Source organism: Herbaspirillum sp. FG34 (assembly GCF_057809315.1).
In genome coordinates this window covers 21,887-45,560 of record NZ_JBMDJS010000016.1, presented here as the reverse complement: position 1 = coordinate 45,560, position 23,674 = coordinate 21,887, and the positions used below count along the sequence as shown (strand labels likewise).

Here is a 23,674-nt window from a genome sequence, read left to right as displayed (position 1 = left end):
ACCGCCCACTACAAGAAGACGCGCCCCAAGCACGGAAGAAGAAAAACATTGCAGTCTGTATGGACCCGAAGCCCCGGAGCTGATCCGGACTTCGGGTTTTCTTTTTGGCGAGACCTTCAGCGCGCGGCTTCGGCGTAGGTGGCGGCGGCCACCAGGCGGCGCGTGTAGTCCTGCTGTGGATGCTGCAGTACCTGCTCGGCAGGGCCGCTTTCGACCACCTTGCCATCCTTCATCACGATCACCTGGTGCGCCATGGCCTGCACCACGGCTAGGTCGTGGGTGATGAACAGATAGGCCAGGCCATGTCGGCGCTGCAGGTCGGCCAGCAGTTGCAGTACCTGCTGCTGCACGGTCACGTCCAGGGCCGAGGTCGGCTCGTCCAGCAACAGCAGTTCCGGCTGCAACACCAGCGCGCGGGCGATGGCGATACGCTGGCGCTGGCCGCCGGAGAATTCATGCGGATAGCGCTCCAGGGCGGCTGTCGTCAGACCGACCTCTTCCAGCGCGCCGACGATGGCCTGGCGCTGCTGCGCGGGGGTCTTCTCGGGATGGTGCAGGGCCAGGCCTTCGCCGACGATCTGCTCCACCGTGCGACGCGGCGAAAGCGAGGCGAAGGGATCCTGGAACACCACCTGCAGGCGCGAGCGCAAAGGCCGCAGCGCACGGCTGCTGCGCTCGGAAATGGGCTCGCCGTCGAAGCGGATACTGCCACTCACGCTGGCCGCCGACAGCCGCAACAAGGCCATGCCCAGCGTGGACTTGCCGGAGCCGGATTCACCGACGATGCCGATGGTCTCGCCACGACGCAGTTGCAGGTCGATGCCATCGACAGCATGGAAGGCGCGTTTGGCAAACCAGCCCTGCTTGATGTGATAGGTGCAGCGCAGTTGCTCAGCCTGTAGCACAACAGGGGCCTCGGCCGGCACCTCTGCCGCATTGCGCTGCGGACGGCTCTGCAACAGCTTGCGCGTATAAGGCTGCTGCGGATTGGCGAAGAGCTCGGCGACGCTGGCGCTTTCGACCAGCTTGCCCTTTTCCATCACGCCGACGCGGTCGGCGAAGTGGCGTACCAGGTTCAGGTCGTGCGAAATGATGAGCACGGCCATGTTCTCTTCCCGCTGCAACTGGTTCAGCAAGGCCAGGATCTGTACCTGGATGGTCACATCCAGGGCCGTGGTCGGCTCATCGGCAATGAGGAGCCTGGGCTTGCAGGCCAAAGCCATGGCAATCATGGCGCGCTGGCGCTGGCCGCCCGAGAGTTCATGCGGATACGACAGCGCACGCCGCGCCGGTTCGGCAATGCCGGTCTTCTCCAGCAACGCCACGGCGCGTCTGGCCGCATCGCGCGCATGGAGACCCTCGTGCAGCATCAACACCTCGGCGATCTGGTTGCCGATGGTAAAAAGCGGGTTCAGGGCCGTCATCGGCTCCTGGAAGATCATCGCCACATCCTTGCCGCGCACCTGCTGCATCTGGCGCTCGTTCTTCTTCAGCACATCCTGGCCGTCGAGCAGGATGCTGCCTTCGTAGCGGGCATCCTGATTGAGCTGCATGACCGCCAGCGACGACACGGTCTTGCCCGAACCCGATTCTCCCACCAGGGCAAACTTCTCGCCAGGGGACATCGCAAAGCTCACGCGGTCCACCACCACGGTGTCGCCGAAGCGTACCGTCAGATCCTTCACTTCCAGCAGCGGGGCGCTCATGCCTTCCTCCGTACGTCCAGGGCGTTGCGCAGCCCGTTGCCGATATTGGTCAGCAGCAGCAGGGTCACGGTCAGCACCACGAAGGTGGAGACCGCGATCCACCAGGCATCCAGGTTGTTCTTGCCTTGCGCCAGCAGTTCACCCAGGCTGGGGGTGGAGGGCGGCACGCCCAGGCCGAGAAAGTCCAGACTGGTCAGCGCCAGGATGGCGGCGCTCATGCGGAAAGGGAGGAAGGTCACCACCGTCGTCATGCTGTTGGGCAGCACGTGGCGCCAGATGATGAGGCGGTTGGGCAAGCCCATGGCGCGCGCGGCCTGCACGTATTCCAGGTTGCGATTGCGCAGGAAATCGGCGCGCACGTAATCGGACAGGCTCATCCAGCCGAACAGCGACAGCAATACCAGCAGCAGACCCAGGCTGGGCTGGAAGATGGAGGAGAAGATGATCAGCAGGTACAGCTCCGGCATCGATCCCCATATCTCCAGCAGGCGCTGGGTGATGAGGTCGGTGCGTCCGGCAAAGTAACCCTGCAGCGCACCGGCGGCCACGCCCAGCACCACCCCGATGAACGTGAGCGCCATGCCGAACAGCACCGACACGCGGAAGCCATAGAGCAGGCGCGCGAACACGTCGCGACCGCGGTCGTCGGTGCCCAGCCAGTTCTCGGCCGAGGGGGCCGCCGGGTTGGGTTCCTTGGCGAAGTAGTTCAGGGTGTTGTAACCATAGCGGTTCAGCGGATAGATGACCCAGTTGCCGTCCTTGCGGAATTGCTGCTCGATGAAGGGATCGAGGTAGTCGGCGGGCGAGTCGAAGTCGCCGCCAAAATGCCTGTCTGAATAATCTTTCACTATCGGGAACATCAGCCTGCCCTGGTAGCTGGCCACCAGCGGCTTGTCGTTGGAGATCAGTTCGGCGCCCAGACTCAGTATGAAGAGAAGGGAAAAAATCACCAGACTCCAGTAGCCGGTGCGATCCGCGCGAAAACGCAGCCAGATGCGACGGCTGGGCGAGAGGGAGGGGGTGGCGGGCGTAGTCATGCTCATTGCGCCAGGCTTTCGAATTGGACGCGCGGGTCAGCCCACACATAGCAGAGATCGCCCACCAGCTTGACCACCAGGCCGATGAGCGTGAACAGATAGAGCGTGCCCATGACCACCGGATAGTCACGCCGGATCGCCGATTCATAGGCCAGGAGCCCCATGCCGTCCAGCGAGAACAGCGTTTCGATCAGCAGGCTGCCGGCGAAGAAAGAGGCGATGAAGGCCGAGGGAAAACCGGTTACCAACGGAATGAGTGCATTGCGAAACACGTGCTTGTACAGCACCTTGCGCTCTGACAAGCCCTTGGCGCGGGCGGTCAGCACGTATTGCTTGCGGATCTCTTCGAGGAAGGTGTTGCGGGTGAGCATGGTGATGACGGCGAAGGCGCCGATGACCGAGGCCGTTACCGGCAGGGTGATGTGCCACAGGTAATCGGTGATCTTGCCCATGAAGGAGAGGCTGGCCCAGTTGTCCGAGGTCAGGCCGCGCAGCGGGAACCACTGCACGAAGCTGCCGCCGGCAAACAGCACCAGCAGGAACACCCCCAGCACGAAACCGGGAATGGAATAGCCGACCAGCACCAGCCCGGTGGTGGCGGTATCGAAACGGCTGCCCTCGCGCACCGCCTTGGCGATGCCCAGCGGCACCGAGATCAGGTAGCTCAGCAGGAAGGTCCACAACCCGATGCTGATGGAGACCGGAAGCTTGGATTTGACCAGGGTCCAGACATCGCCGTGGTGGTAGAAGCTCTTGCCGAGGTCGAAGGTCAGGAAACCCTTGAGCATGATCCAGAAACGCTCGACCGGCGGCTTGTCGAAACCGTAGAGCTGCTTGATCTCGGCGATGCGCTGCTCGTCGATGCCCTGCCGTCCGCGATAGGCCGAGGCACCGCTGGCGGCGCCGCTACCGGAGGCTTCACCGCCACCGCCGCGCCCTTTCATCTCCAGCATGGCCTGTTCCACCGGACCGCCGGGGACGAACTGGATCACCGCGAAGGTGATGGCCACCACACCGAAGAGCGTGGGAATCATCAACAGCACCCGCTTCAAAATATAGGACCAGATATTCATGCCTGCCACCATCCTCGTTCCTGCCCGCCGCACCGGGTGCGGGCCTTGGTCTTTTCATTCATTTTTTGCCTCACCGCGCCTTTTCCTCCCACCAGGTGCTGATCACATAGGGATCGGCCTGGTAGTACAGCGGCGCCACCGCCGGGATACCGAAACGGTTGCGGTAGGCGATGCGATGCGTGGAGGAATACCAGTGCGGCACCACGATGTACTTGTGCAGCAACACACGGTCGAGCGCGCGGGCAGCCGCTGTCAACCTGGCGCGGGTATCGGCGGCCACCACGGTCTGCACCAGCTGGTCCACCACCGGGTCCTTGAGCCCCCAGGCATTGTTGGAACCCTTTTCGTCAGCGGCCCTGGAGCTGAACATGTCGAACAGTTCGTTGCCGGGGCTGCTGGTATCGGGAAAGCGCACGCTGGTCATGTCGAAATCGAAGTCTTCCATGCGCTTGGCCACCAACGCATAGTCGGCACTGCGCTGGACCACGTCGATGCCCAGCGTACGCAGGTTGCGGGCGAATACGCTGATGACGCGCGACATCGAACTCTGGTCGTCGAGTATCTCGAAGGACAGCGGCACGCCCTGGGCATCGCGTACCGCGCCATCGCGATAGACCCAGCCGGCCTGGGCCAGCAGCGCGCGGGCCTGGCGCAGGTTGGCGCGCAAGGAAGACGGCGGGTCGGTCGAGGGCGGAACCGGCGCCGGTCCGAAGACCGCAGGATCAAGCTTGAAGCCCTTGGCCTGCAAGGACTTCAGCAGGGCCAGCTCATCGCCTTGCGGCTCCCCCGTGGCGGCCAGTTGGCTGTTGTTGAAGAACGAGTAGATACGCTTGTACTGGCCGTAAAACAGCTGACGGTTCATCCATTCATAATCCAGCGCCAGCCCGATGGCCTGGCGCACGCGTACATCCTTGAACTGGTCGCGCCGCAGGTTCATCACGAAGCCCTGCATGCCGGCGCCGTTGGAATGCTTGAATTCCTTCTTGATGATGCGACCATCGCGGAACTGCGGGCCGGTATAGCTGCGCGCCCAGTTCTTGGCGCTGTATTCCACGACCACGTCAAATTCGCCGGCCTTGAAGGCTTCCAGCCGCGCCAGGTCATCCTTGTAGAAGCGGTAGACGATGCGCTCGAAGTTGAACATGCCGCGTCGGGCCGCGACGTCCTTGCCCCAGTAATCCGGGTTGCGTTTGTAGATGATGCTGCGACCGGTGTCGTAGCTCTCGATCAGATAGGGGCCGGTGCTGATGGGCGGGGTCAGCTGGATCTGGTCGAAGGGCGTGCCCTGTGCCCATTTCCTTGAGAACACCGGCACGCTGGAGACGATCAGCGGCAACTCGTGGTTCTTGCTGGCGAAGTCAAAGCGCACGGTGGCGGCATCGACCACCACGCAGCCCTTGACATCGGCGAAGACCGACTTGTACTGGGGCGCGCCCTTGGCGATGAGGGTGTCGAAGGAGTATTTCACATCCTCGGCAGTGACCTTGTCGCCATTGTTGAAACGCGCCTTGGGGTTCAAGTGGAAGGTCATCGACATGCGGTCCGGGGCCAGCTTCATGTCGTCGGCCAGCAGGCCATAGACGGTGGCGACTTCGTCGGAAGAGGACACGGCCAGGCTCTCGAACATCAGCTGGTCCAGGCCAGCGGCGGCCACGCCCTTCATCGACATGGGATTGAACTTGTCGAAACTGGTGCGACGGTCCGGATTGGCCAGGTACAAGGTGCCGCGCCGGGGCGCATCCGGATTGACGTAGTCGAAATGAGTAAAGCCGGGCCCGTACTTGGGCGTGTCATACAGTGAAAAGGCAGGCTCGGCGAATGCCAGGGTGCCATGGGCCAGGGCGGCGGCCAGCAGGCAGGAGAGAAAAATCTTGGCTGTCTTCAGGGGCGGGACCATGCGGTTGTCTGTCTGCACTCTCGTGGGCTGTGATGTCTCGGGGGCAAGCAAGTCCCGCGCCTGATGGGCTCCGGCCGAATGCCAGCAGCCTGGGGGACGGGATCAGGAAACGATTTCCGTGTCGGGGCATTGTAAAGAGAGCAGCGATTACAGGGAAGCAATTAAAGCAACTTGACGAATGCTGCTTGGCTTGCCGCGTCATGCCCTGCCGGTGCCGCAAAGGTTGCCGCGCCTGCCGCAAGCCCCTACAATCCGGGTCTGTCCCATCCCGGCCGCCGCCGCTGCGCGGCGCCGCTATCATTTACCGGCCGCGCCACGCCTGCTTCTGCCCCGCAGAAACACGCAATACGCGGCGGACCCTACGGAGTCAACATGGCATTTCTGCAAGGCAAAAAAATCCTGATCACCGGCTTGCTGTCCAACCGTTCCATCGCCTACGGCATCGCCCAGGCGTGCAAGCGCGAAGGTGCTGAACTGGCCTTCACCTATGTGGGTGAGCGCTTCAAGGACCGCATCACCAAGTTCGCCGAGGAATTCGACAGCAAGCTGATTTTCGACTGCGACGTCGGCAGCGATGAGCAGATCAATGCCCTGTTCGCCGACTTGGGCAAGTCTTGGAGCCAGCTGGACGGCCTGGTGCACGCCATCGGCTTCGCCCCCTCCGAAGCGATTGCCGGCGACTTCCTGGAAGGTTTCTCGCGTGAAGGTTTCAAGATCGCCCACGACATCTCCGCCTACAGCTTCCCGGCCATGGCCAAGGCTGCCATGCCGCTGCTGTCCTCCAACGCCGCCCTGCTGACCCTGACCTACCTGGGTTCGGAGCGCGTGGTACCCAACTACAACACCATGGGCCTGGCCAAGGCCTCGCTGGAAGCCTCGGTGCGCTACCTGGCCGAATCGCTGGGCCCCAAGGGCGTGCGCGTCAATGGCGTCTCGGCCGGCCCCATCAAGACCCTGGCAGCCAGCGGCATCAAGGGCTTCGGCAAGATCCTCGGGGCGGTTGCCGCCACCGCCCCGCTGCGCCGCAACGTCACCATCGAAGATGTCGGCAATGCCTCGGCCTTCCTGCTCTCCGACCTGGCCTCGGGCATCACCGGCGAAATCACCTATGTGGATGGTGGCTTCTCCCGCGTCGTGGGTGGAATGGCAGAATAATCAAGCACCGCCCACAATAAAGAGACAGTTTCTCGAAATAGCTTCGTGCCAATTTCGATGTTTTAGGGTATGATTCGCCTTGTGCATTGCAATAACCAATGCACAGGCGAATCGGACGTGAAATCTGTTCTGCAGTGTTTCCAGCCGTATTTGTCCAAGCAGCTTCGCAAGCCTTACCTGTCATTACGACAAGTTCCCAGTAAAAGCCCCCCGCCCCTGGCATCCCTTGATGATGCCGTCCCGGCGCAAAGCTTTTGTGCCGAAATTTCTTTGTATTTTTCATAGTCATTTCGTCGGTTGGCGTTGCTTTTTTTCGTTCAGGCACTCGATGCCCGGCGCGCTCGCGTGCGCCCGTCTCGTGCCTGGCGTTCACTTTCACGAAAGAGATTATGACTTTTGAAGCACTCGGCCTGAACCCTTCGATCATCAAAGCCCTGACCGAAGCAGGCTACACCTCCCCGACCCCGGTGCAGGAAAAGGCCATCCCCGCCGCCATCAGCGGCCAGGATCTGCTGGTATCCTCGCAGACCGGCTCGGGCAAGACCGCCGCTTTCATGCTGCCGTCGCTGCATCAGCTGGCAGATCTGCCGCAGGCGCCGCAAGCAGCCCGTACCCCCAACCAGGAACGCCAGGCTACCCGTGCCCGTGGCGAGCGTCCGCGTTACCAGCCGGCACAGCCGAAGATGCTGGTGCTGACCCCGACCCGCGAACTGGCCCTGCAAGTGACCACCGCCACTGACAAGTACGGTGCCTACATGCGCCGTGTGCGCGTGGTGTCCATCCTGGGCGGCATGCCTTATCCGAAGCAGATGCAGCTGCTGTCGCGCAACCCGGAAATCCTGGTGGCGACCCCGGGCCGTCTGATCGACCATATGGAGTCCGGCAAGATCGACTTCTCGCAACTGCAGATCCTGGTGCTGGACGAAGCCGACCGCATGCTGGACATGGGCTTCATCGACGACATCGAAAAGATCGTCGCCGCGACCCCGGCCACCCGCCAGACCATGCTGTTCTCGGCCACGCTGGACGGCGTCGTCGGCAACATGGCCAAGCGCATCACCAACAACCCGCTGACCATCCAGATCGCCAGCTCGTCGACCCGTCATGAAAACATCATGCAGCGCGTGCACTTCGTGGATGACCTGTCGCACAAGAACCGCCTGCTGGATCATCTGCTGCGCGACACCAGCATCGACCAGGCAGTGATCTTCACCGCCACCAAGCGTGACGCCGACACCATCGCCGATCGCCTCAACATCGCCGGTTTCGCTGCCGCCGCACTGCATGGCGACATGCACCAGGGCGCCCGCAACCGTACCCTGAACAGCCTGCGCCGCGGCCAGGTGCGCATGCTGGTGGCTACCGACGTGGCCGCGCGCGGCATCGACGTGCCGGGCATCACCCACGTGTTCAACTACGACCTGCCCAAGTTCGCTGAAGACTACGTGCACCGCATCGGCCGTACCGGCCGTGCCGGCCGCAATGGCGTGGCGATCTCGCTGGTCAATCACGCCGAAGGCATGCAGGTCAAGCGCATCGAGCGCTTCACCAAGCAGACCATTCCGGTGGATGTGGTCGAAGGTTTCGAGCCGAAGAAGTCGGCTGCACCGCGCAGCCCGCGCAAGCCGGGTGGCTGGCGTCCGGGTGATGGCCGCAGCAACAGCGGCCCGCGCTTCGGCGCCGGCAACCGCGAAGGCGGTGGTCATCGCGAGGGCGGTTTCGGTGGCAACCGTGAAGGTGGTTTTGGCGGCAATCGTGAAGGCGGCTTCGGTGGCAACCGCGAAGGCCGCAGCTTCGGCGGCGCCAAGCCGAGCAACGGCCCGCGTCGTGAAGGCGGCGGCGGTGGCGGCTACAAGGGCAACAACGGCGGCGGCTTCCGCGCCGATGGCCCGCGCCGCTCCTACGGCGATCGCTGATCGCTGCAAGCTGTCCTGATGTTGAAAAGCCGCTTCCTTGGAAGCGGCTTTTTCTTTGGTGCGACAAAATGCGCCAGCTCAAGCTGAGCACTGTCCTCCCTGCCCCGCCTGCAAAGCGCGAACATCATCGGCAATGGCCTGCACCGCCTTCCCGACTGCCCTCTGCGTGGCAGCGACGACATCGGCATTGGCAGCGCCTGCCACCCGTTCCACCACCGTCAGGCGGCACGCCGCGCTGCGACGGTCATCCGAGCGTGTGATGGTCCAACCGAAGCTGGCCTGGACATGGCCGTTGCGCGCTGCATCGAAATCGCGCAGTTCCACATGGATGCGGTAGCTCGGCTGGTCTGCCGGACGACCACCGCGCGAGACGTCGATGGCGCCCAGTCGCCACGCCACACCAGCGGCCAGTGCATCGCGCAATTCATTGTTGAACGGTGAGGCCCAGCGATCCTGCTCCAGCACTTCCACCTGCGTGCCATCGCTGCGTACCACCAGTTGCGGACGCGCCAGGCGGTCGGGCACGGACACCGGCATGACTTCGATGAAGGTCTGCGGCCCCTGGCTGGCCGTACGTACGGACGCGCCGCCATCGGCCGGGGCCGCCAGCGTGTAGAAGCGCGTCGGCGGTGAACTGCCGCAGGCGGCCAGCAGGGAAGCGGCCAGTACGGTCGCCACCAGGGTCTTGAGGGAGAACGAAGTCTTGTCTTGCATCATGGCTCCTGTTTGCCCCGGATCAGCGCTTCCGGATGCTGTTGCAGGTAATCGGTGAGGATACGGATCGAGGCCGCAGCCTTGGACAGTTCCTGCATGGTCTGGCGGATGTCCGACTGCAGCGGTGCATCATCGGAGAGCGTGCGCTCGGCGGCATTCAAGGTCTTGCGGGCATCCTTCATGGTCGCCTGCATCTCCGGCGCGATGTCGTTGTTGATGTGTGCGGCCGTCTGCTCGGCCGTGGTCAAGGTCTTGTTCAAGGTCTTCAGAGTAGTCTGCAGATCGCGACCGATCTCGTCGAACGGTACCTTGGAGAGCTTGCCCGCAATGTCGGAGAGCTGCTTCTGCAGTTCGTCCAGGCTGCCCGGGATGGTCGGCAGCTCCAGCGGCACCTTGTCCGGATCAATCTGCGCCGGCTTGGCCTTGGGGAAGAAATCGATCGCCACATACAGCTGGCCGGTCAGCAAGTTGCCATTGCGCAGCTGCGCACGCATGCCGCGCTTGACCAGCATGCGCAACAACTGCGCGTTGGAACGGCGCTGCTCGCCGGTCTCTTCGTGGAAGCGGCGGCCCAAACGATCCGGATAGATCTGCACCAGCACCGGCATGCGGAATTCACCGCGCGCCTTGTCGTACTCCACGCCGATGCTCTTGACCTCGCCCAGCACCACGCCACGGAAGTCCACCGCCGCACCCGGCTGCAGGCCACGCAGGGACTGGTCGAAATACAGCAGGGCCGTTTGCGGCGCGCCATCCGGCTCCTTCATGGCAGTGCTTTCATCTTCCACCAGCGCATACTCGGTGCCCTCCTTGGCCGGTGGGCTCACGTGCTGTTCATCGCGCTCGCGGAAGGCGATGCCACCCAGCACCACCGTGGAGAGCGCCTGGGTGTGCAGCTTGAAGCCGCTGGCGTTGAGTTCCATGTCGAAGCCGCTGGCATGCCAGAAGCGCGAAGCCTGGGTGACAAACTTGTCGTAGGGCGCATTGACGAAGATGCGCAGGGTCACCCCCCGACCATCGCTGTCGAGGTCATAGGCAACTACCTGACCAACCTTGATGCGCCGATAGAAGATGGGCGAGCCGATATCCAGCGAGCCCAGGTCATCGGTATGCAGCACGAACTGCCGTCCCGAGGCATCGCGCGTGACGATGGGGGGCTGCTCCAGGCCGACGAAGTCTTTCTTGGTCTCTTCCGAGACACCGGCATCGGCGCCGATGTAGGCCCCCGAAAGCAAGGTGCCCAGGCCCGAGATGCCCGAGGCGGCAATGCGCGGACGCACCACCCAGAAACGCGTGTCCTCGGCATTGAAACCGGAAGCGTCCTGGTTGAGCTGGATGCCCACCAGCACGTGCGAACGATCGGCGGCCAGCTTCAGGCTCTGCACCTGGCCGATCTCGACATCCTTGTACTTCACCCTGGTCTTGCCGGCCTCCAACCCTTCTGCGGAACGGAAGCTGACCGTGACCATGGGGCCGCGCTCGACCAGGATCTTGGCCACCAGCGTCAGGCCGACGATGGCCGCAACGATGGGAATGAGCCACACCAGCGAGGGCAGCCAGTTGCGCTGGCGCGCGCGGCGCGGTTGCAGCAGCGCCGGCTTGTCATCGGAATGATCGGGTGGAGTCATGCGGTTTCCTGTGGCTTGTTGACGTTGTCATGGGGAGAAGCAGTATCGGGGAGCGGCTGGCCAGGTGCAGGGAAGGCTTGATCGGTCTCGCGCTCGTCCCAGATGAGGCGCGGGTCAAAGGCCAGCGAGGCCAGCATGGTCAGCACCACCACTGCGCCGAAAGCCGCGATGCCGATACCGGCGTGGATATTGGCAAAGCCGTGGATCTTGACCAGCCCGGTCAGGACCGAGACCACGAAAACATCCAGCATGGACCAGCGTCCGATGGCCTCGACCACGCGATACAGCCTGGCGCGCTGCAGCCGGCGCCAGCGACTGCGGCGACGGGCCGAGAAAACCAGGATGCCCAGCGCCACCAGCTTGAACAGCGGCACCAGAAAGCTGGCCACGAATACCACCAGCGCCAGGCCCCATTCACCGGATGTCCAGAAATAGATGACGCCGGAGAGAATGGTGTCGCGCTGTTCATCGAACAGGGTACGGGTCACCATCACCGGCATCATGTTGGCCGGGATGTACATGATGCAGGCCGCAATCAGGAGCGCCCAGGTACGGGTGAGGCTATCGATCTTGCGTACGTGCAGCCGCGCATGGCACACGCCGCAAGCTTGATGGGGCTGGGCCCCTTCCCACACGGTGCCGCAGTGATGGCAGCCGATCACGCCCAGCGCAGCGGCATCCTGCACGGGCAGGTCTTCATCCGGCTCTTGAGTGAGGTCGGGCGCATGCGATGTCACCTGGCGGGTGAAGAAGCTCATGCACCGGCCTTCTTGTCACCGTATTGCCCGGCTTGCTGCTGCTCCCACACGTGCCAGAGGTAGCGTGGATTGAAAGACACCACGACCGTCAGCAGCACCGTCAGTCCACCGAAGGACCACAAGGCCGGACCGGGGATGACCTCGGCCATGTTGGACAGCTTGATCAGCGCCACCAGCACGCCCAGCATGAATACCTCGATCATGCCCCAGGGCCGTGCCACCTGCATGAGCCGCAGCAGCAGCACGAAGCCGGGCGGACGTGACTGGCGTCCCCCCGGCAGCAACAGGTAGAGCAACACCCCCAGCTGGATCAGCGGGAACAGCAAGGTCGTGGCCAGCACCAGCAGGGCCACCTCCGACATGCCGTCACGGGTCAACGCCACCACCGCGCCGATCAGCGTGGTCTGGCTGGAGAGCCCCTGCAGCTCGATGGTCACGATGGGAAAGGCATTGGCGATCACGAACAGGATCAGCGCAGCAATGGTCAGCGGCAGCAGGTGCTGCAGGCGGCGACCGGTATCACGCTCCAGTTCGGCGCCACAACGCAGGCAGCGGGCGACCTCGCGCTCGCCCAGCGTCATGCGCTGGTAGACGGCGTCGCATTCTTCGCAAACGATGAGGTCGGTACGTTTCTGCATGGATGTTGGCGGTTATTGACTATCCTTCCGGGGTGGCGGAGGCGTCGGCATTCTGTTGTTTGTTCTTCGTGGCAGGCGACGCAGAGAGCGGTGCCGGCGCAACAAGTCAACCCTGGTTGGCAAAAGGACTACTGCAGCGCTCGGTTTGGAGCATTTTCACCCGGCGGCGTTCCATCCTCACAAGGAATTGATATTGCAGCAATGCAGATAAATGACCAGCCGGTTATTAACAAGACGATTCTAGCAACGAATTTATTGGAATGTACCTTTCTTTTACGTGTGTCAACCGTCTGTAAAAAAGATAGCCCTTGACAAGCGGATGCCCAATCTTCTACATTGCTCGGATGAACTCCGCAGCAACCACCTCCATCCGCCACAACAGCGCCAGCAGCCTGCTAGCGTTGCTATCGGTGTCGCTACTACTAGCCTCGCGCTAAAATCCGTTTTCCTGTCGTATCCGCTGACTTTACGCGATCCGGCAAACCCACAAAATCCAGCAGGTCCGGCAGTACAACCAGGCAGTGACGCGCGTTCCATGATGAAAGCCGACGTCGCCGCCCACCAGGCCAAGCATATGTATTCGATGATCCGCACAATCTGCAACCAGCGCGCGCAACTGCCCCAGGCAGGCGCCCCGCTGCGGGAGATGCCGCCTCTGGCTCTATGAAGGGTTGCCTGGCCACGCGCTCGTGGCAGCCAGGCAACCCGATCGGCCACATCTGACGCACTGAAGCATTCACGTATCCAAGCACTGAAGCATTCCACGCCATCCGGAAACCAAGAGGTCCATCATGATGTTAAGCAACCCCGCCGCCAAATACCGTCCCTTCCCTGCCATCGACCTGCCCGACCGCACCTGGCCCGGCAAGGTCATCGACACTCCGCCGATCTGGATGAGCACCGACCTGCGCGATGGCAACCAGGCCCTGATCGAACCGATGAACGCCGAGCGCAAGCTGCGCTTTTTCGAACTGCTGTTGAAGACCGGCCTGAAGGAAATCGAAGTCGGCTTCCCCTCCGCCTCGCAGACCGATTTCGATTTCGTGCGCAAGCTCATCGTCGAGAACCGCATCCCCGATGACGTCACCATCATCGTGCTGACCCAGTCGCGCGAAGAACTGATCCGCCGCACCGTCGAATCGCTGGAAGGCGCCAAGAAGGCCATCGTCCACCTGTACAACTCGGTGGCCCCGGCCTTCCGCAAGATCGTCTTCAACATGTCGCGCGAGGAGATCAAGAACATCGCCGTCACCGGCACCCGCCTGGTCAAGGAACTGACCGATGCGCGCCCGGGCACCGAATGGCGCTTCGAATACTCGCCGGAATCCTTCAGCACCACCGAGCTGGATTTCTCCAAGGACATCTGCGATGCCGTCTGCGAAACCTGGGGTGCCACCCCACAGCGCAAGATCATCCTGAACCTGCCCTCCACCGTCGAGTGCGCCACCCCCAACGTCTACGCCGACCAGATCGAATGGATGTGCCGCAACCTGAAGCACCGCGACAGCGCCATCATCTCGGTGCACCCGCACAATGATCGCGGCACCGCCGTGGCCTCGGCCGAGCTGGCCGTGATGGCCGGCGCCGACCGCGTCGAGGGCTGCCTGTTCGGCAACGGCGAGCGCACCGGCAACGTCGACCTGGTCACGCTGGCATTGAACCTGTACACCCAGGGCGTGAACCCGGGCCTGGACTTCTCCGATATCGACGTGGTGCGCCAGGTGGTGGAAGAATGCAACCAGATCCCCGTTCACCCGCGCCACCCGTATGTCGGCGATCTGGTCTTCACGGCCTTCTCCGGCTCGCATCAGGACGCGATCAAGAAGGGCTTCGCCAAGCAGCAGCCCGACGCCATCTGGGAAGTACCCTATCTGCCGATCGACCCGGCCGACCTGGGCCGCAGCTACGATGCCGTCATCCGCGTCAACAGCCAGTCCGGCAAGGGCGGCATGGCCTACCTGCTGGAACAGGAATATGGCCTGGCCCTGCCGCGCCGCTTGCAGATCGAGTTCTCGCGCGCCATCCAGCGCGAGGCCGATGCCACCGGCAAGGAAATCGCCGCCTCCGATATCCACGCCATCTTCCAGCGTGAATACCTGGAGCGCGTAGAGCCCTATGTCTACCGTGCGCACCGCATGTCCGAAGACAGCTCCAAGGCCGAATCCATCAACATCGAAGTCGACATCGTACGCAATGGCCAGCCGGTGACCGTGCGCGGCAGCGGCAATGGTCCCATCGATGCCTTCGTGCATGCGCTGGGCCTGGACATCAAGTTGATGGACTTCCATGAACACGCCATCGGTGCCGGCGCCGACGCCAAGGCTGCCAGCTATATCGAGCTGCGCCTGAACGAAGCCCCGACCGGATTCGGTGTGGGCATCGACGCCAACATCGTGACTGCCTCCTTCAAGGCCGTGCTGTCTGCCGTGAACCGCCAGATCGCCATCAGCGAGAGCGCCAACCAGGCTGGCTCCGCACAGGCCAAGGCTGCCTGAAACGGAATCCGGCCGGCGATCCCGGCCGCTTTCTGAACGCGACGCCGCCCTACCGGGCGGCGTTGTTGCATCCCCCTCCCCCGCCCTCTTGCCGTCTGACGTCGTTGCACGGCCGCCACGTTGATGCGCGGCAATCTGCGCTGATCCTCGTTTTCCCTGACGCCGGACAAGTTCGCAGAATTTACGTGTGCCAAACGTTCTCAATGTACGTAACTGGCTTATTATTGCTTGCTGGTCGTCATACCAGTCAAAAGTCACATGCCACGTGTGACATCTCTCATCAGCAAGCCGCATCCACATTTTTCGGGGGGAAAATCATGCGCTTCAACAATCTCAGCATTTCCATACGACTCACACTCGCGTTCTCGGTACTGATCCTGGTGATCGCCGCCATCGTCACGCTGGGCCTGGCCCGCTTGAGCAACATCAACCAGGCGCTGGACCTGGTGGTCAATGACCGCTACAAGAAGATCGACATCATCAACAACATTTCCGGCAGAGTCGACGATCTGGCCATCTCGCTGCGCAACCAGTTGCTCATGAGCGATCCGGCGCAGATTGCCAACGAACAACAAACCATCGAGCGCCTGTCAGCGGAAAACACCAAGCTCTACGATGAACTGGGCAGCCTGATCGTCAATGCGGAGGCCCGCGCCAAGTTCGAAAAGGTTACGGAAACGCGCAAGAGCTACGCCGCCCTGCGCAAGGAGATCGACCGCCTCTACAACAGTGGCGAGAAGGATGCCGCCATCAAGCTCATGCTGGAGCAGATGATGCCGCTGCAGAAACTCTATTTCGGCCATCTCGATGCGCTCTCGGACATGCAGCAGAAACTGATGGATCAGTCGGTTGCCGATGCCGAAGCCATCTACAGCTCCACCCGCACCATCATGCTGGTCTCCGGCCTCCTCTCGGCGCTGTTCGCCGCCTTCATCGCCTGGACCATCTCGCGCAGCATCACCCGTCCGCTCAGCCGTGCCGTGGAAGTGGCCGAGACCGTGGCGGCGGGGGATCTGACCGCCGTCATCGCCGCCCACTCCAACGATGAAACCGGCCGACTGCTGCAGGCGCTGGCGGCCATGAACCAGAAGCTCAAGGCCATCGTGCAGGAGGTGCGGCGCGGTACCGACTCCATGGTCACCGCCTCGACCCAGATCGCCAGCGGCAACCTGGACCTGTCCTCGCGCACCGAGGAGCAGGCCAGCGCCCTGGAAGAAACCGCCTCCTCGCTGGAACAGCTGACCTCCAGCGTCAAACAGAATGCCGACCACACCCGCAAGTCCAGCGAGTTGGCCGGCAACGCCACGCAAGTGGCCAACCAGGGCGGCCAGACCGTCAAGCAGGTGGTGCAGACCATGGGCGCCATCAATGATTCCTCGCGCAAGATCGTGGACATCATCTCGGTCATCGACGGCATCGCCTTCCAGACCAACATCCTGGCGCTGAATGCGGCCGTGGAGGCAGCACGCGCAGGGGAACAGGGCCGTGGCTTCGCGGTGGTGGCGTCGGAAGTGCGCGGCCTGGCCCAGCGTTCGGCCACCGCCGCCAAGGAAATCAAGGAACTCATCAATGATTCCGTCGGCCAGGTCACGGCCGGCACTGAACTGGTGGCACAGGCCGGCAGCACCATGGATGAGGTGGTCCACAGCATCGAGCAGGTCAGCCACATCGTCGGGGAAATCTCGGCCGCCACGCGCGAGCAGAGCGATGGCATCGAGCAGGTCAACCAGGCCATCATGCAGATGGACAACACTACCCAGCAGAATGCCGCGCTGGTGGAGGAAGCCGCCGCCGCCGCGCAGGCCTTGCAGGATCAGGCGCAGCGACTGCTGGAACTGGTGAGCGTGTTCCGTCTCGATGACCTGGGCACGGCACCCGCACCGGCTCCGGTGGTGCGCGCCGCACCGTTGCGCACGGCGACACCGGCATCGACGACGGCCCTGCCCGGCAAGCCGCCCGCAGTCCGCGCCGCGGCTGCCGCGCCGGCACCACGCGCGCTTCCGGCCACCAGCAAGGAAGACAAATCGGAAGAGTGGGAAACCTTCTGAGAGGTCAAAGTCGGTACCGCCACCAGGGCCGGCTGCGGCCCTGGTGGCAGCTTGAAGACGCAAGCAAGGCCATCAGCCCTGGCGGGCCAGGCGTATGCCGCTGACCTGCCAGCGTGCGCTGGCCGGGAAGAAATTGCGATAGGTCAACCGTGCGTGGTTCAGCGGCGTGGCCGAAGATGACCCACGCAGCACGTACTGGTTGACCATGAATTTGCCATTGTATTCACCTACCGCACCCGGTGCGGCGGTGAAGCCGGGGTAAGGCCCATAGCTGCTGCTGGTCCACTGCCAGGCCACGCCAAAAAATTCACGTCCGCGCCCATGCAGCCGCGCGGCGGCATGTTCCCACTCGGCCTCGGTCAACAGACGGGCCTGAGCCCAGCGGGCATAGGCATCGGCCTCGTAATACGAGAGATGCACGGCAGCCCGATGCGGCTGCAAGGGCTGTACGCCATACTCGGTGAATTCGCGCCACTGGCCGTCGGCGCCGCGGCGCCAGTACAGGGGATGCGACAGGCCAGCCTGCCGCTTCCATTCCCATCCCTCGGACAACCACAGTGCGGCATCTTCATAACCGCCCGCCTCAACGAAGGCCAGGTATTCGGCATTGTTCACCAGCCGCGAAGCGCACTGGTAGGGCTCGACGAACTGGCGATGGCGCGGCGTCTCGTTGTCGAAGCAAAAGCCGCCACCGGCATGACCGATCTCGACGATACCGGCCTCGATGCGATGCCAGCGCAGCGCCAGCTCGGCCGGGTCGTCCAGCTGCAGGTTCATCGGCAGGGGTTGATAGGCCGGTTGCAGCGGGTTCATCGACAGCAGGAACTTGATGTCGGTGAGCATCAGCTCCTGATGCTGCTGCTCGTGCTGCATGCCCAATTCCAGCAGCGCAAGGAAACCCGACAGTTGCGGATGCGCGCTGCCCGCTTCGCCGGGTTCCGACTCCAGGGCATCGATGAGCAGCAGCATGCGTGCATCGACCTGCTCGCGATAGGCCAGCACCTCCTCCAGCGCGGGCCGCGTGAGCAACCCGCGCTGCGGACGCGGAAACTTCTCGCCCACGCCGTCGTAGTAGGAATTGAAGAGCACGCGGAACTGCGGATGGAAGGGCGTAAAGCCGCTCTGGAAACGCTCCAGCAGGAAGGTTTCGAAGAACCAGGTGGTGTGGGCCAGGTGCCACTTGACGGGGCTGGCATCCGGCATGGCCTGCACGCAGCAATCCTCGGCCGAGAGCGGTTCGGCGATGAGCAGGGACTGCCGGCGCAGGCGCCGGTAACGGTCGCCCAGGCGCTCGCGCGGGCGTTGATGGAGGTGCTGGACGGCAGCGTCGATGACGGCATCGATGGTGGCAGCGGTGGCGGCAGTGACGACGGCCTGGTCGTCTTCGCCTTGCGTGGTGGTGTCCTGGGTAATGACGGAAGGCATCCGGTCTCCTGCAAGAATCATTGAATCAATATGGGCCAGCGCCGCCTAGCGCGCCTGCGCATGGCAGACCGCGAACCAGCGCCGCTGGTCAAACCACAGGCGGCAATTGCCGAATCCGGCTTCTTCCAGCAGGCCCAGGATGTCCTGCTCGGTGAACTTGTGGCTGTATTCAGTATGGATGCGCTCGCCCTGATGGAAGGTGCGGCGTCCGCCCGGCCAGCGCACGATCAGGTCGCGCCGCGCTTCGAGGTGCATTTCGATGCGCTGCTGGCGGCCGTTGTAGAAGGCCACGTGGCGCCAGTCGCGGGGGCTGAAGTCAGCCCCGATCAAGTCGTTCACATGGTTGAGCAGGTTCAGGTTGAATGCCGCTGTCACACCGATGGCATCGTCATAGGCCGCTTCCAGCACGCGCGCATCCTTGACCAGATCCAGCCCGATGAGAATGCCGCCATCGCTGGCACCGGGCGGCAAGGCCGCACGCACCCGGCGCAGGAAGTCCAGCGCCTGGCGTGGATCGAAGTTGCCCAGCGAGGAACCGGGATAGAAGAACAGGCGGCGTTGCTGTCGCACCGTTTCCGGCAGTGCCAGCGTGGCGGAGAAATCCATCGCCAGCGGCAACATGGGCAGTTGCGGGAAGCGCTCCTGCAAACCGGCCACCGACTGGTGCAGGAAATCGGTGGAGATATCCACCGGCACATATTGTTGCGGCTGCAAGGCCTCGAACAGCGCGGCGGCCTTGGCGCAATTGCCGGCGCCCAGATCGATCAAGGTACAGCCCTTGCCGATGGCCTGCGCCATGGCCTGCTGATGGGCGGCGAAGATGGCGGCTTCGGTACGGGTGGGGTAATACTCGGGCAGAGCACAGATGGCTTCGAAGAGCTTGCTGCCCAGCGCATCATAGAAATATTTGGGTGAGATGGCCGCCTCGGCGGCGGTGAGCCCGGCCAGCAGTTCATCATGTGATGTACGCTCTGCTGGCGCGACCTCCCGGCGGGAGGGGATCAGTGCGGGTTGGGCCAAGCGAATCTCCTTGCCTGTCATGGGGTTGGGATGATGCGGATGCCTGCTGCTGCGCTGCGCCGGTCGAGCTGATCGCGCTCGAATCCGCATACTCTAGCAGGGCAAGGCAGGCAAGCAATGGCTGACGAACAACATCGCGTTGTGAGACAAGCTGCGCGATGTCTGCACGGACTGTCTATACTTATGCCTCTTCCGATTAAGGCAAGCCCGGTTGGTTCAACGCAGCCAGCAGTTTTTCCCGGCGTTGACCGGCGACTCTGGTCGTGCGGCAACATGCACGCAACGATTGGCCCGGCAGCCTCAACAGCTCATCCATGTCCATGTCCTCCACGACTCCTTCCCGCATCAACTCCCCTGCCACCGACGCCACGCCAGCCTCGGATTCTCCCACCGCCCGCAAATCCGCGCTGGCCGCACTGCGCGGACTGCTCCCCTTTCTCGCGCCCTACCAGAAGCAGTTCCTGCTGGCCGGCCTGGCGCTGCTGGTGGCGGCCGCAGCCACACTGGCCGTACCCTATGCCTTCAAGCAGATGATCGACCTCGGTTTTGGCGCGGCCGGCAGCAAGAGCGCCAGCCACATCAACCTGTATTTCCTGGCCCTGTTCGGCGTGGCCTGCGTGCTGGGGGTGGCCACGGCGGCACGGTTCTACATGGTGTCCTGGCTGGGCGAGCGGGTCACCGCCGACCTGCGCAGCGCGGTCTATGCCCACGTAGTGACGCAGAGTCCCGAATTCTTCGAAACCACCAAGAGCGGCGAAGTCCTCTCGCGCCTGACCACCGATACCACGCTCATCCAGGCCCTGGTCGGCACCAGCATTTCGATGGCCCTGCGCAATGCCCTGCTGTTCCTGGGCGGCATGAGCATGCTCTTCATCACCAGCGCCAGGCTGACCTCCATCATCATCGTCATGCTGGCGGCCGTGGTGCTGCCCATCGTCTTCTACGGGCGCCGCGTGCGCAAGCTCTCGCGCGCCTCGCAAGACCGCGTGGCCGATGCCGCCGCCATGGCCGGTGAAATCCTCAACGCCATGCCGACCGTGCAAGCCTTCACGCATGAAGAGATCGAGGCGCGCCGCTTCGGCGATTCCGTCGAGCGTGCCTTCCAGACAGCGATGGACCGCATCCGCGCCCGCTCGCTGCTCACCGTCGTAGCCATCCTGCTGGTCTTCGGTGCCATCGTCTTCGTGCTGTGGCTGGGCGCGCATGCGGTCATGCAGGGCCGCATGACCGGCGGCGAGCTGGGCCAGTTCATTCTGTACGCATCCCTGGTGGCCGGTTCGCTGGGCGCCCTCTCGGAAGTGATGGGCGACACCCAGCGCGCCGCCGGCGCCACCGAACGCCTGCTCGACCTGCTGGCGGCGCAGTCGCCGGTACAGTCCGTACTGCTGCCGGAACAACTGCCGCCACGCACCGCCAACGGCGCAGCCCTGAAGATCGAAGACCTGGACTTCCACTATCCCTCGCGCCCCGGCAGCGCATCACTGTCCGGCTTCTCGCTGGATGTGCGTGCGGGAGAGACGGTGGCCGTGGTCGGTCCCTCGGGGGCCGGCAAGACCACGCTGTTTCAGTTGCTGCTGCGTTTCTACGATCCGCAGCACGGCAGTATCCGACTGGAGGGCGTGGACATCCGCTACCTGACCCTCCATGACCTGCGCAAGGCGATTGGCATCGTGCCGCAGGACACCGTGATCTTCTCGGCCAATGCCATGGAAAACATCCGCTTCGGTCGCCCCGATGCCAGCGATGCAGAAGTGATCGCGGCCGCCCGCATGGCCGCTGCGCATGAATTCATCGAACGCCTGCCGGAGGGCTATCAGTGCTTCCTGGGCGAGCGCGGCGTGCGCCTTTCCGGTGGCCAGCGCCAGCGCATCGCCATCGCCCGCGCGCTGCTGAAGAACCCACCGCTGCTGTTGCTGGACGAAGCCACCAGCGCCCTGGATGCCGAATCCGAGCGCCTGGTGCAAAGCGCCCTGGAAGCGGCCATGGTCGGCCGCACCACGCTGGTCATCGCGCACCGCCTGGCCACCGTGCAGCGCGCCGACCGCATCATCGTGCTGGAACACGGTCGCATCGTCGAGACCGGCACCCATGCCGAACTGGTGGCCCGCGATGGCCTCTATGCCAGCCTGGCGGCATTGCAGTTCGAGACGCAATAAGGCATACGGCGGGGGCCGCCGACGCAATTTGAAGAAATCCCCTAGACTGCGCATCTCGGCATCTTCCCGATGCCATGACATGACAGGAGTTCTTGCATGAGCAGTCTATTGTTTTCGCCGCTGACCCTGCGCGGGGTCACCTTGCCCAACCGCATCGCCGTCTCCCCGATGTGCCAGTATTCGGCCGAGGACGGCTTCGTCAACGACTGGCACCTGGTGCACCTGGGCAGCCGTGCCGTGGGCGGGGCCGGCCTGGTCATCATGGAGGCCACGGCGGTGGTTCCGGAAGGCCGCATCACCAGCGCCGATCTCGGTATCTGGAAGGATGAGCACGTCGCGCCCCTGCGCCGTCTCACCCGCTTCATCGAGCAGCAGGGTGCCGTGCCCGGTATCCAGCTGGCGCATGCGGGCCGCAAGGCCAGTGCCCTGCGTCCCTGGGATGGCCCGGCGGCCAGTGTGCCGGTGGCCAAGGGAGGCTGGCTGCCGCAGGCGCCCTCGGCCCTGGCCTTCGATACCACCTATACCGAACCGCATGCCATGAGTACGGCGGAAATTGCCGCACTGGTGCAAGCCTTCGCCGAGGCCGCCGGTCGCGCCCTGGCCGCCGGTTTCAAGGTAGTCGAACTGCATGGCGCGCACGGCTACCTGGGTCATCAGTTCCTCTCGCCCCTGAGCAATCACCGCACCGACCAGTACGGCGGCAGCTTCGAGAACCGCATCCGCTTCCTGCTGGAAACGGTGCAGGCGACCCGCGCCGTCTGGCCCGCCGAACTGCCCCTGCTGGTGCGCCTGTCGGCCACCGACTGGACCGAGGGCGGCTGGGGCGCCGACGATACGGTGGCCCTCTCGGCCCGCCTGCGGGAAATGGGGGTGGACCTGGTGGATGTGTCCACGGGCGGCAACCTGCCCTCGGCGGCCATTCCGGTCGGCCCCGGTTACCAGACCGGCTTTGCGGCGCGCGTGAAAAACCAGACCGGCATCGCCACCGGCACGGTCGGCATGATTACCGACGCCTTCCAGGCCGAGCACGTGCTGCGGACCGGCCAGGCCGACCTGGTGCTGCTGGCGCGCGAACTGCTGCGCGATCCCTACTGGCCGCTGCATGCCGCTCAGCAATTGCGCGAAGACGTGGCCTGGCCGCCGCAATACGTGCGGGCGGCGTCCAGCAAGACACCGTTGCGGCCGGATGTGCAATACGGCGGCAAACAGGACCTGGGCCTCACAAGCAGCGCCTGAAAGAAAAACTGCCGTTCAGCCTTCAGGCTGAACGGCAGTTTTTTGCTGGCTTCGCGTCGTGAGGCGATCAGCCCGGACGACGCTTGTGGCGCAAGTACTCGATGATCCCCGGCAGGATCGACAGGATCACGATGGCCACGATCAACAGGCTCAGGTTCTTCTTGACGATGGGCAGGTTGCCGAAGAAGTAGCCGGCATAGCCGAAGCTGGCCACCCAGGCGATGCCACCGATGACGTTGTAGAGGAAGAAGCGCTTGTAAGTCATCGCGCCCACGCCCGCCACGAAGGGTGCAAAGGTGCGCACGATGGGGGCGAAGCGGGCGATGATGATGGCCTTGCCGCCGTGCTTCTCGAAGAAGGCATGGGTCTTGTCCAGGTATTCCTTCTTGAAGATGCGCGAGTTGGGCTTGTCGAACACCTTGATACCCAGCATCTTGCCGATCTGGTAGTTGGTGCTGTCGCCCAGGATGGCGGCCACGATCAGGGTCAGCAGCATCAGGTGAATGTCATAGGCGCCGGTAGCGGCCAGGGCGCCGGTCACGAAAAGCAACGAGTCGCCGGGCAGAATGGGCGTGACCACCAGACCGGTTTCGCAAAAGATGATCAGGAACAGGATCAGGAATAACCAGGGACCATAGGAAACGGCCAGTTCGGCCAGGTGACGGTCGATGTGGAGGATGAAATCGACCAGGAACAGAAGGATATCCATAAGCCTGTAGAGAGAGGGGAAGTGGCAGAAAGTGGGCATTGTACCAACAGCCCCGCCCCTCTC

At 63.4% G+C, this 23,674-nt stretch carries 18 protein-coding genes; 7 read left to right on the top strand and 11 right to left on the bottom strand.

What is annotated here, in order from left to right; all coding sequences use genetic code 11:
- Positions 1–116: 116 nt before the first annotated feature.
- From ACODSZ_RS18415 to ACODSZ_RS18400, 4 genes are all read right to left on the bottom strand, one after another.
- Positions 117–1,706 (bottom strand): ABC transporter ATP-binding protein, encoded by a 1,590-nt coding sequence (locus ACODSZ_RS18415; protein WP_241820784.1) that lies wholly within the window; start codon positions 1,704–1,706, stop codon positions 117–119.
- Entirely contained in the window at positions 1,703–2,749 is a 1,047-nt protein-coding gene (locus ACODSZ_RS18410; RefSeq protein ID WP_488928229.1) for an ABC transporter permease, read from the bottom strand. Before ACODSZ_RS18410 ends, ACODSZ_RS18415 begins: the two co-directional genes overlap by 4 nt.
- The gene (locus tag ACODSZ_RS18405; protein WP_488928228.1) at positions 2,746–3,816 is read right to left on the bottom strand and encodes a microcin C ABC transporter permease YejB; all 1,071 of its coding nucleotides are present in this window, start codon (positions 3,814–3,816) and stop codon (positions 2,746–2,748) included. The genes ACODSZ_RS18410 and ACODSZ_RS18405 overlap by 4 nt, the downstream gene beginning before the upstream one ends.
- A 70-nt stretch (positions 3,817–3,886) precedes the next feature.
- Positions 3,887–5,713, bottom strand: coding sequence for an extracellular solute-binding protein (locus tag ACODSZ_RS18400; RefSeq protein WP_488928227.1), 1,827 nt, complete (start codon positions 5,711–5,713; stop codon positions 3,887–3,889).
- Positions 5,714–6,085: 372 nt separating this feature from the next.
- Between ACODSZ_RS18400 and fabI the strand changes: the two genes are divergently transcribed.
- Both fabI and ACODSZ_RS18390 read left to right on the top strand, forming a co-directional pair.
- Positions 6,086–6,868 carry an enoyl-ACP reductase FabI gene (fabI, locus tag ACODSZ_RS18395; RefSeq protein WP_008331118.1) on the top strand — a complete coding sequence of 261 codons (783 nt, stop codon included), beginning with the start codon at positions 6,086–6,088 and terminating at the stop codon, positions 6,866–6,868.
- A 389-nt stretch (positions 6,869–7,257) separates the two neighbouring features.
- Positions 7,258–8,784, top strand: coding sequence for a DEAD/DEAH box helicase (locus ACODSZ_RS18390; protein ID WP_175343312.1), 1,527 nt, complete (start codon positions 7,258–7,260; stop codon positions 8,782–8,784).
- A 78-nt stretch (positions 8,785–8,862) separates the two neighbouring features.
- On the opposite strand, the gene ACODSZ_RS18385 is transcribed toward ACODSZ_RS18390, so the two are convergent.
- From ACODSZ_RS18385 to ACODSZ_RS18370, 4 genes are read right to left on the bottom strand one after another with little or no spacing between them, the layout of a single operon-like run.
- The gene (locus ACODSZ_RS18385; protein ID WP_488928226.1) at positions 8,863–9,501 is read right to left on the bottom strand and encodes a PqiC family protein; all 639 of its coding nucleotides are present in this window, start codon (positions 9,499–9,501) and stop codon (positions 8,863–8,865) included.
- On the bottom strand, positions 9,498–11,126 hold the full coding sequence (locus ACODSZ_RS18380; RefSeq protein WP_008331135.1) for a PqiB family protein: 1,629 nt from the start codon (positions 11,124–11,126) through the stop codon (positions 9,498–9,500). The genes ACODSZ_RS18385 and ACODSZ_RS18380 overlap by 4 nt, the downstream gene beginning before the upstream one ends.
- Positions 11,123–11,884: a paraquat-inducible protein A gene (locus ACODSZ_RS18375; RefSeq protein ID WP_008331136.1), complete on the bottom strand. Its 762-nt coding sequence runs from the start codon at positions 11,882–11,884 to the stop codon at positions 11,123–11,125. Before ACODSZ_RS18375 ends, ACODSZ_RS18380 begins: the two co-directional genes overlap by 4 nt.
- The gene (locus tag ACODSZ_RS18370) at positions 11,881–12,522 is read right to left on the bottom strand and encodes a paraquat-inducible protein A (RefSeq protein ID WP_488928225.1); all 642 of its coding nucleotides are present in this window, start codon (positions 12,520–12,522) and stop codon (positions 11,881–11,883) included. Before ACODSZ_RS18370 ends, ACODSZ_RS18375 begins: the two co-directional genes overlap by 4 nt.
- A 535-nt stretch (positions 12,523–13,057) precedes the next feature.
- Here ACODSZ_RS18370 and ACODSZ_RS18365 point away from each other — a divergent pair.
- The 3 genes from ACODSZ_RS18365 to ACODSZ_RS18355 all read left to right on the top strand — a co-directional run bounded on the left by ACODSZ_RS18365 (position 13,058) and on the right by ACODSZ_RS18355 (position 17,065).
- On the top strand, positions 13,058–13,189 hold the full coding sequence (locus ACODSZ_RS18365; protein WP_008331140.1) for a hypothetical protein: 132 nt from the start codon (positions 13,058–13,060) through the stop codon (positions 13,187–13,189).
- A gap of 124 nt (positions 13,190–13,313) precedes the next feature.
- Entirely contained in the window at positions 13,314–15,017 is a 1,704-nt protein-coding gene (gene leuA / locus ACODSZ_RS18360) for a 2-isopropylmalate synthase (protein WP_008331142.1), read from the top strand.
- A 317-nt stretch (positions 15,018–15,334) separates the two neighbouring features.
- Positions 15,335–17,065: a methyl-accepting chemotaxis protein gene (locus ACODSZ_RS18355; protein ID WP_488928224.1), complete on the top strand. Its 1,731-nt coding sequence runs from the start codon at positions 15,335–15,337 to the stop codon at positions 17,063–17,065.
- A 72-nt stretch (positions 17,066–17,137) separates the two neighbouring features.
- Here ACODSZ_RS18355 and egtB read toward each other — a convergent pair whose 3' ends face one another.
- Entirely contained in the window at positions 17,138–18,490 is a 1,353-nt protein-coding gene (gene egtB / locus ACODSZ_RS18350; protein WP_488928223.1) for an ergothioneine biosynthesis protein EgtB, read from the bottom strand.
- Between the two features lie 45 nt (positions 18,491–18,535).
- Entirely contained in the window at positions 18,536–19,510 is a 975-nt protein-coding gene (gene egtD / locus ACODSZ_RS18345) for an L-histidine N(alpha)-methyltransferase (protein WP_488928222.1), read from the bottom strand.
- A gap of 314 nt (positions 19,511–19,824) precedes the next feature.
- Between egtD and ACODSZ_RS18340 the strand changes: the two genes are divergently transcribed.
- The gene (locus ACODSZ_RS18340) at positions 19,825–21,666 is read left to right on the top strand and encodes an ABC transporter transmembrane domain-containing protein (protein ID WP_175343306.1); all 1,842 of its coding nucleotides are present in this window, start codon (positions 19,825–19,827) and stop codon (positions 21,664–21,666) included.
- A gap of 96 nt (positions 21,667–21,762) precedes the next feature.
- Positions 21,763–22,902: an NADH:flavin oxidoreductase/NADH oxidase gene (locus tag ACODSZ_RS18335; RefSeq protein WP_488928221.1), complete on the top strand. Its 1,140-nt coding sequence runs from the start codon at positions 21,763–21,765 to the stop codon at positions 22,900–22,902.
- Positions 22,903–22,969: 67 nt separating this feature from the next.
- On the opposite strand, the gene ACODSZ_RS18330 is transcribed toward ACODSZ_RS18335, so the two are convergent.
- A complete protein-coding gene (locus tag ACODSZ_RS18330) occupies positions 22,970–23,611 on the bottom strand; it encodes a DedA family protein (RefSeq protein ID WP_175343304.1) in 642 nt (213 codons plus the stop codon).
- Between the last annotated feature and the right edge of the window lie 63 nt (positions 23,612–23,674).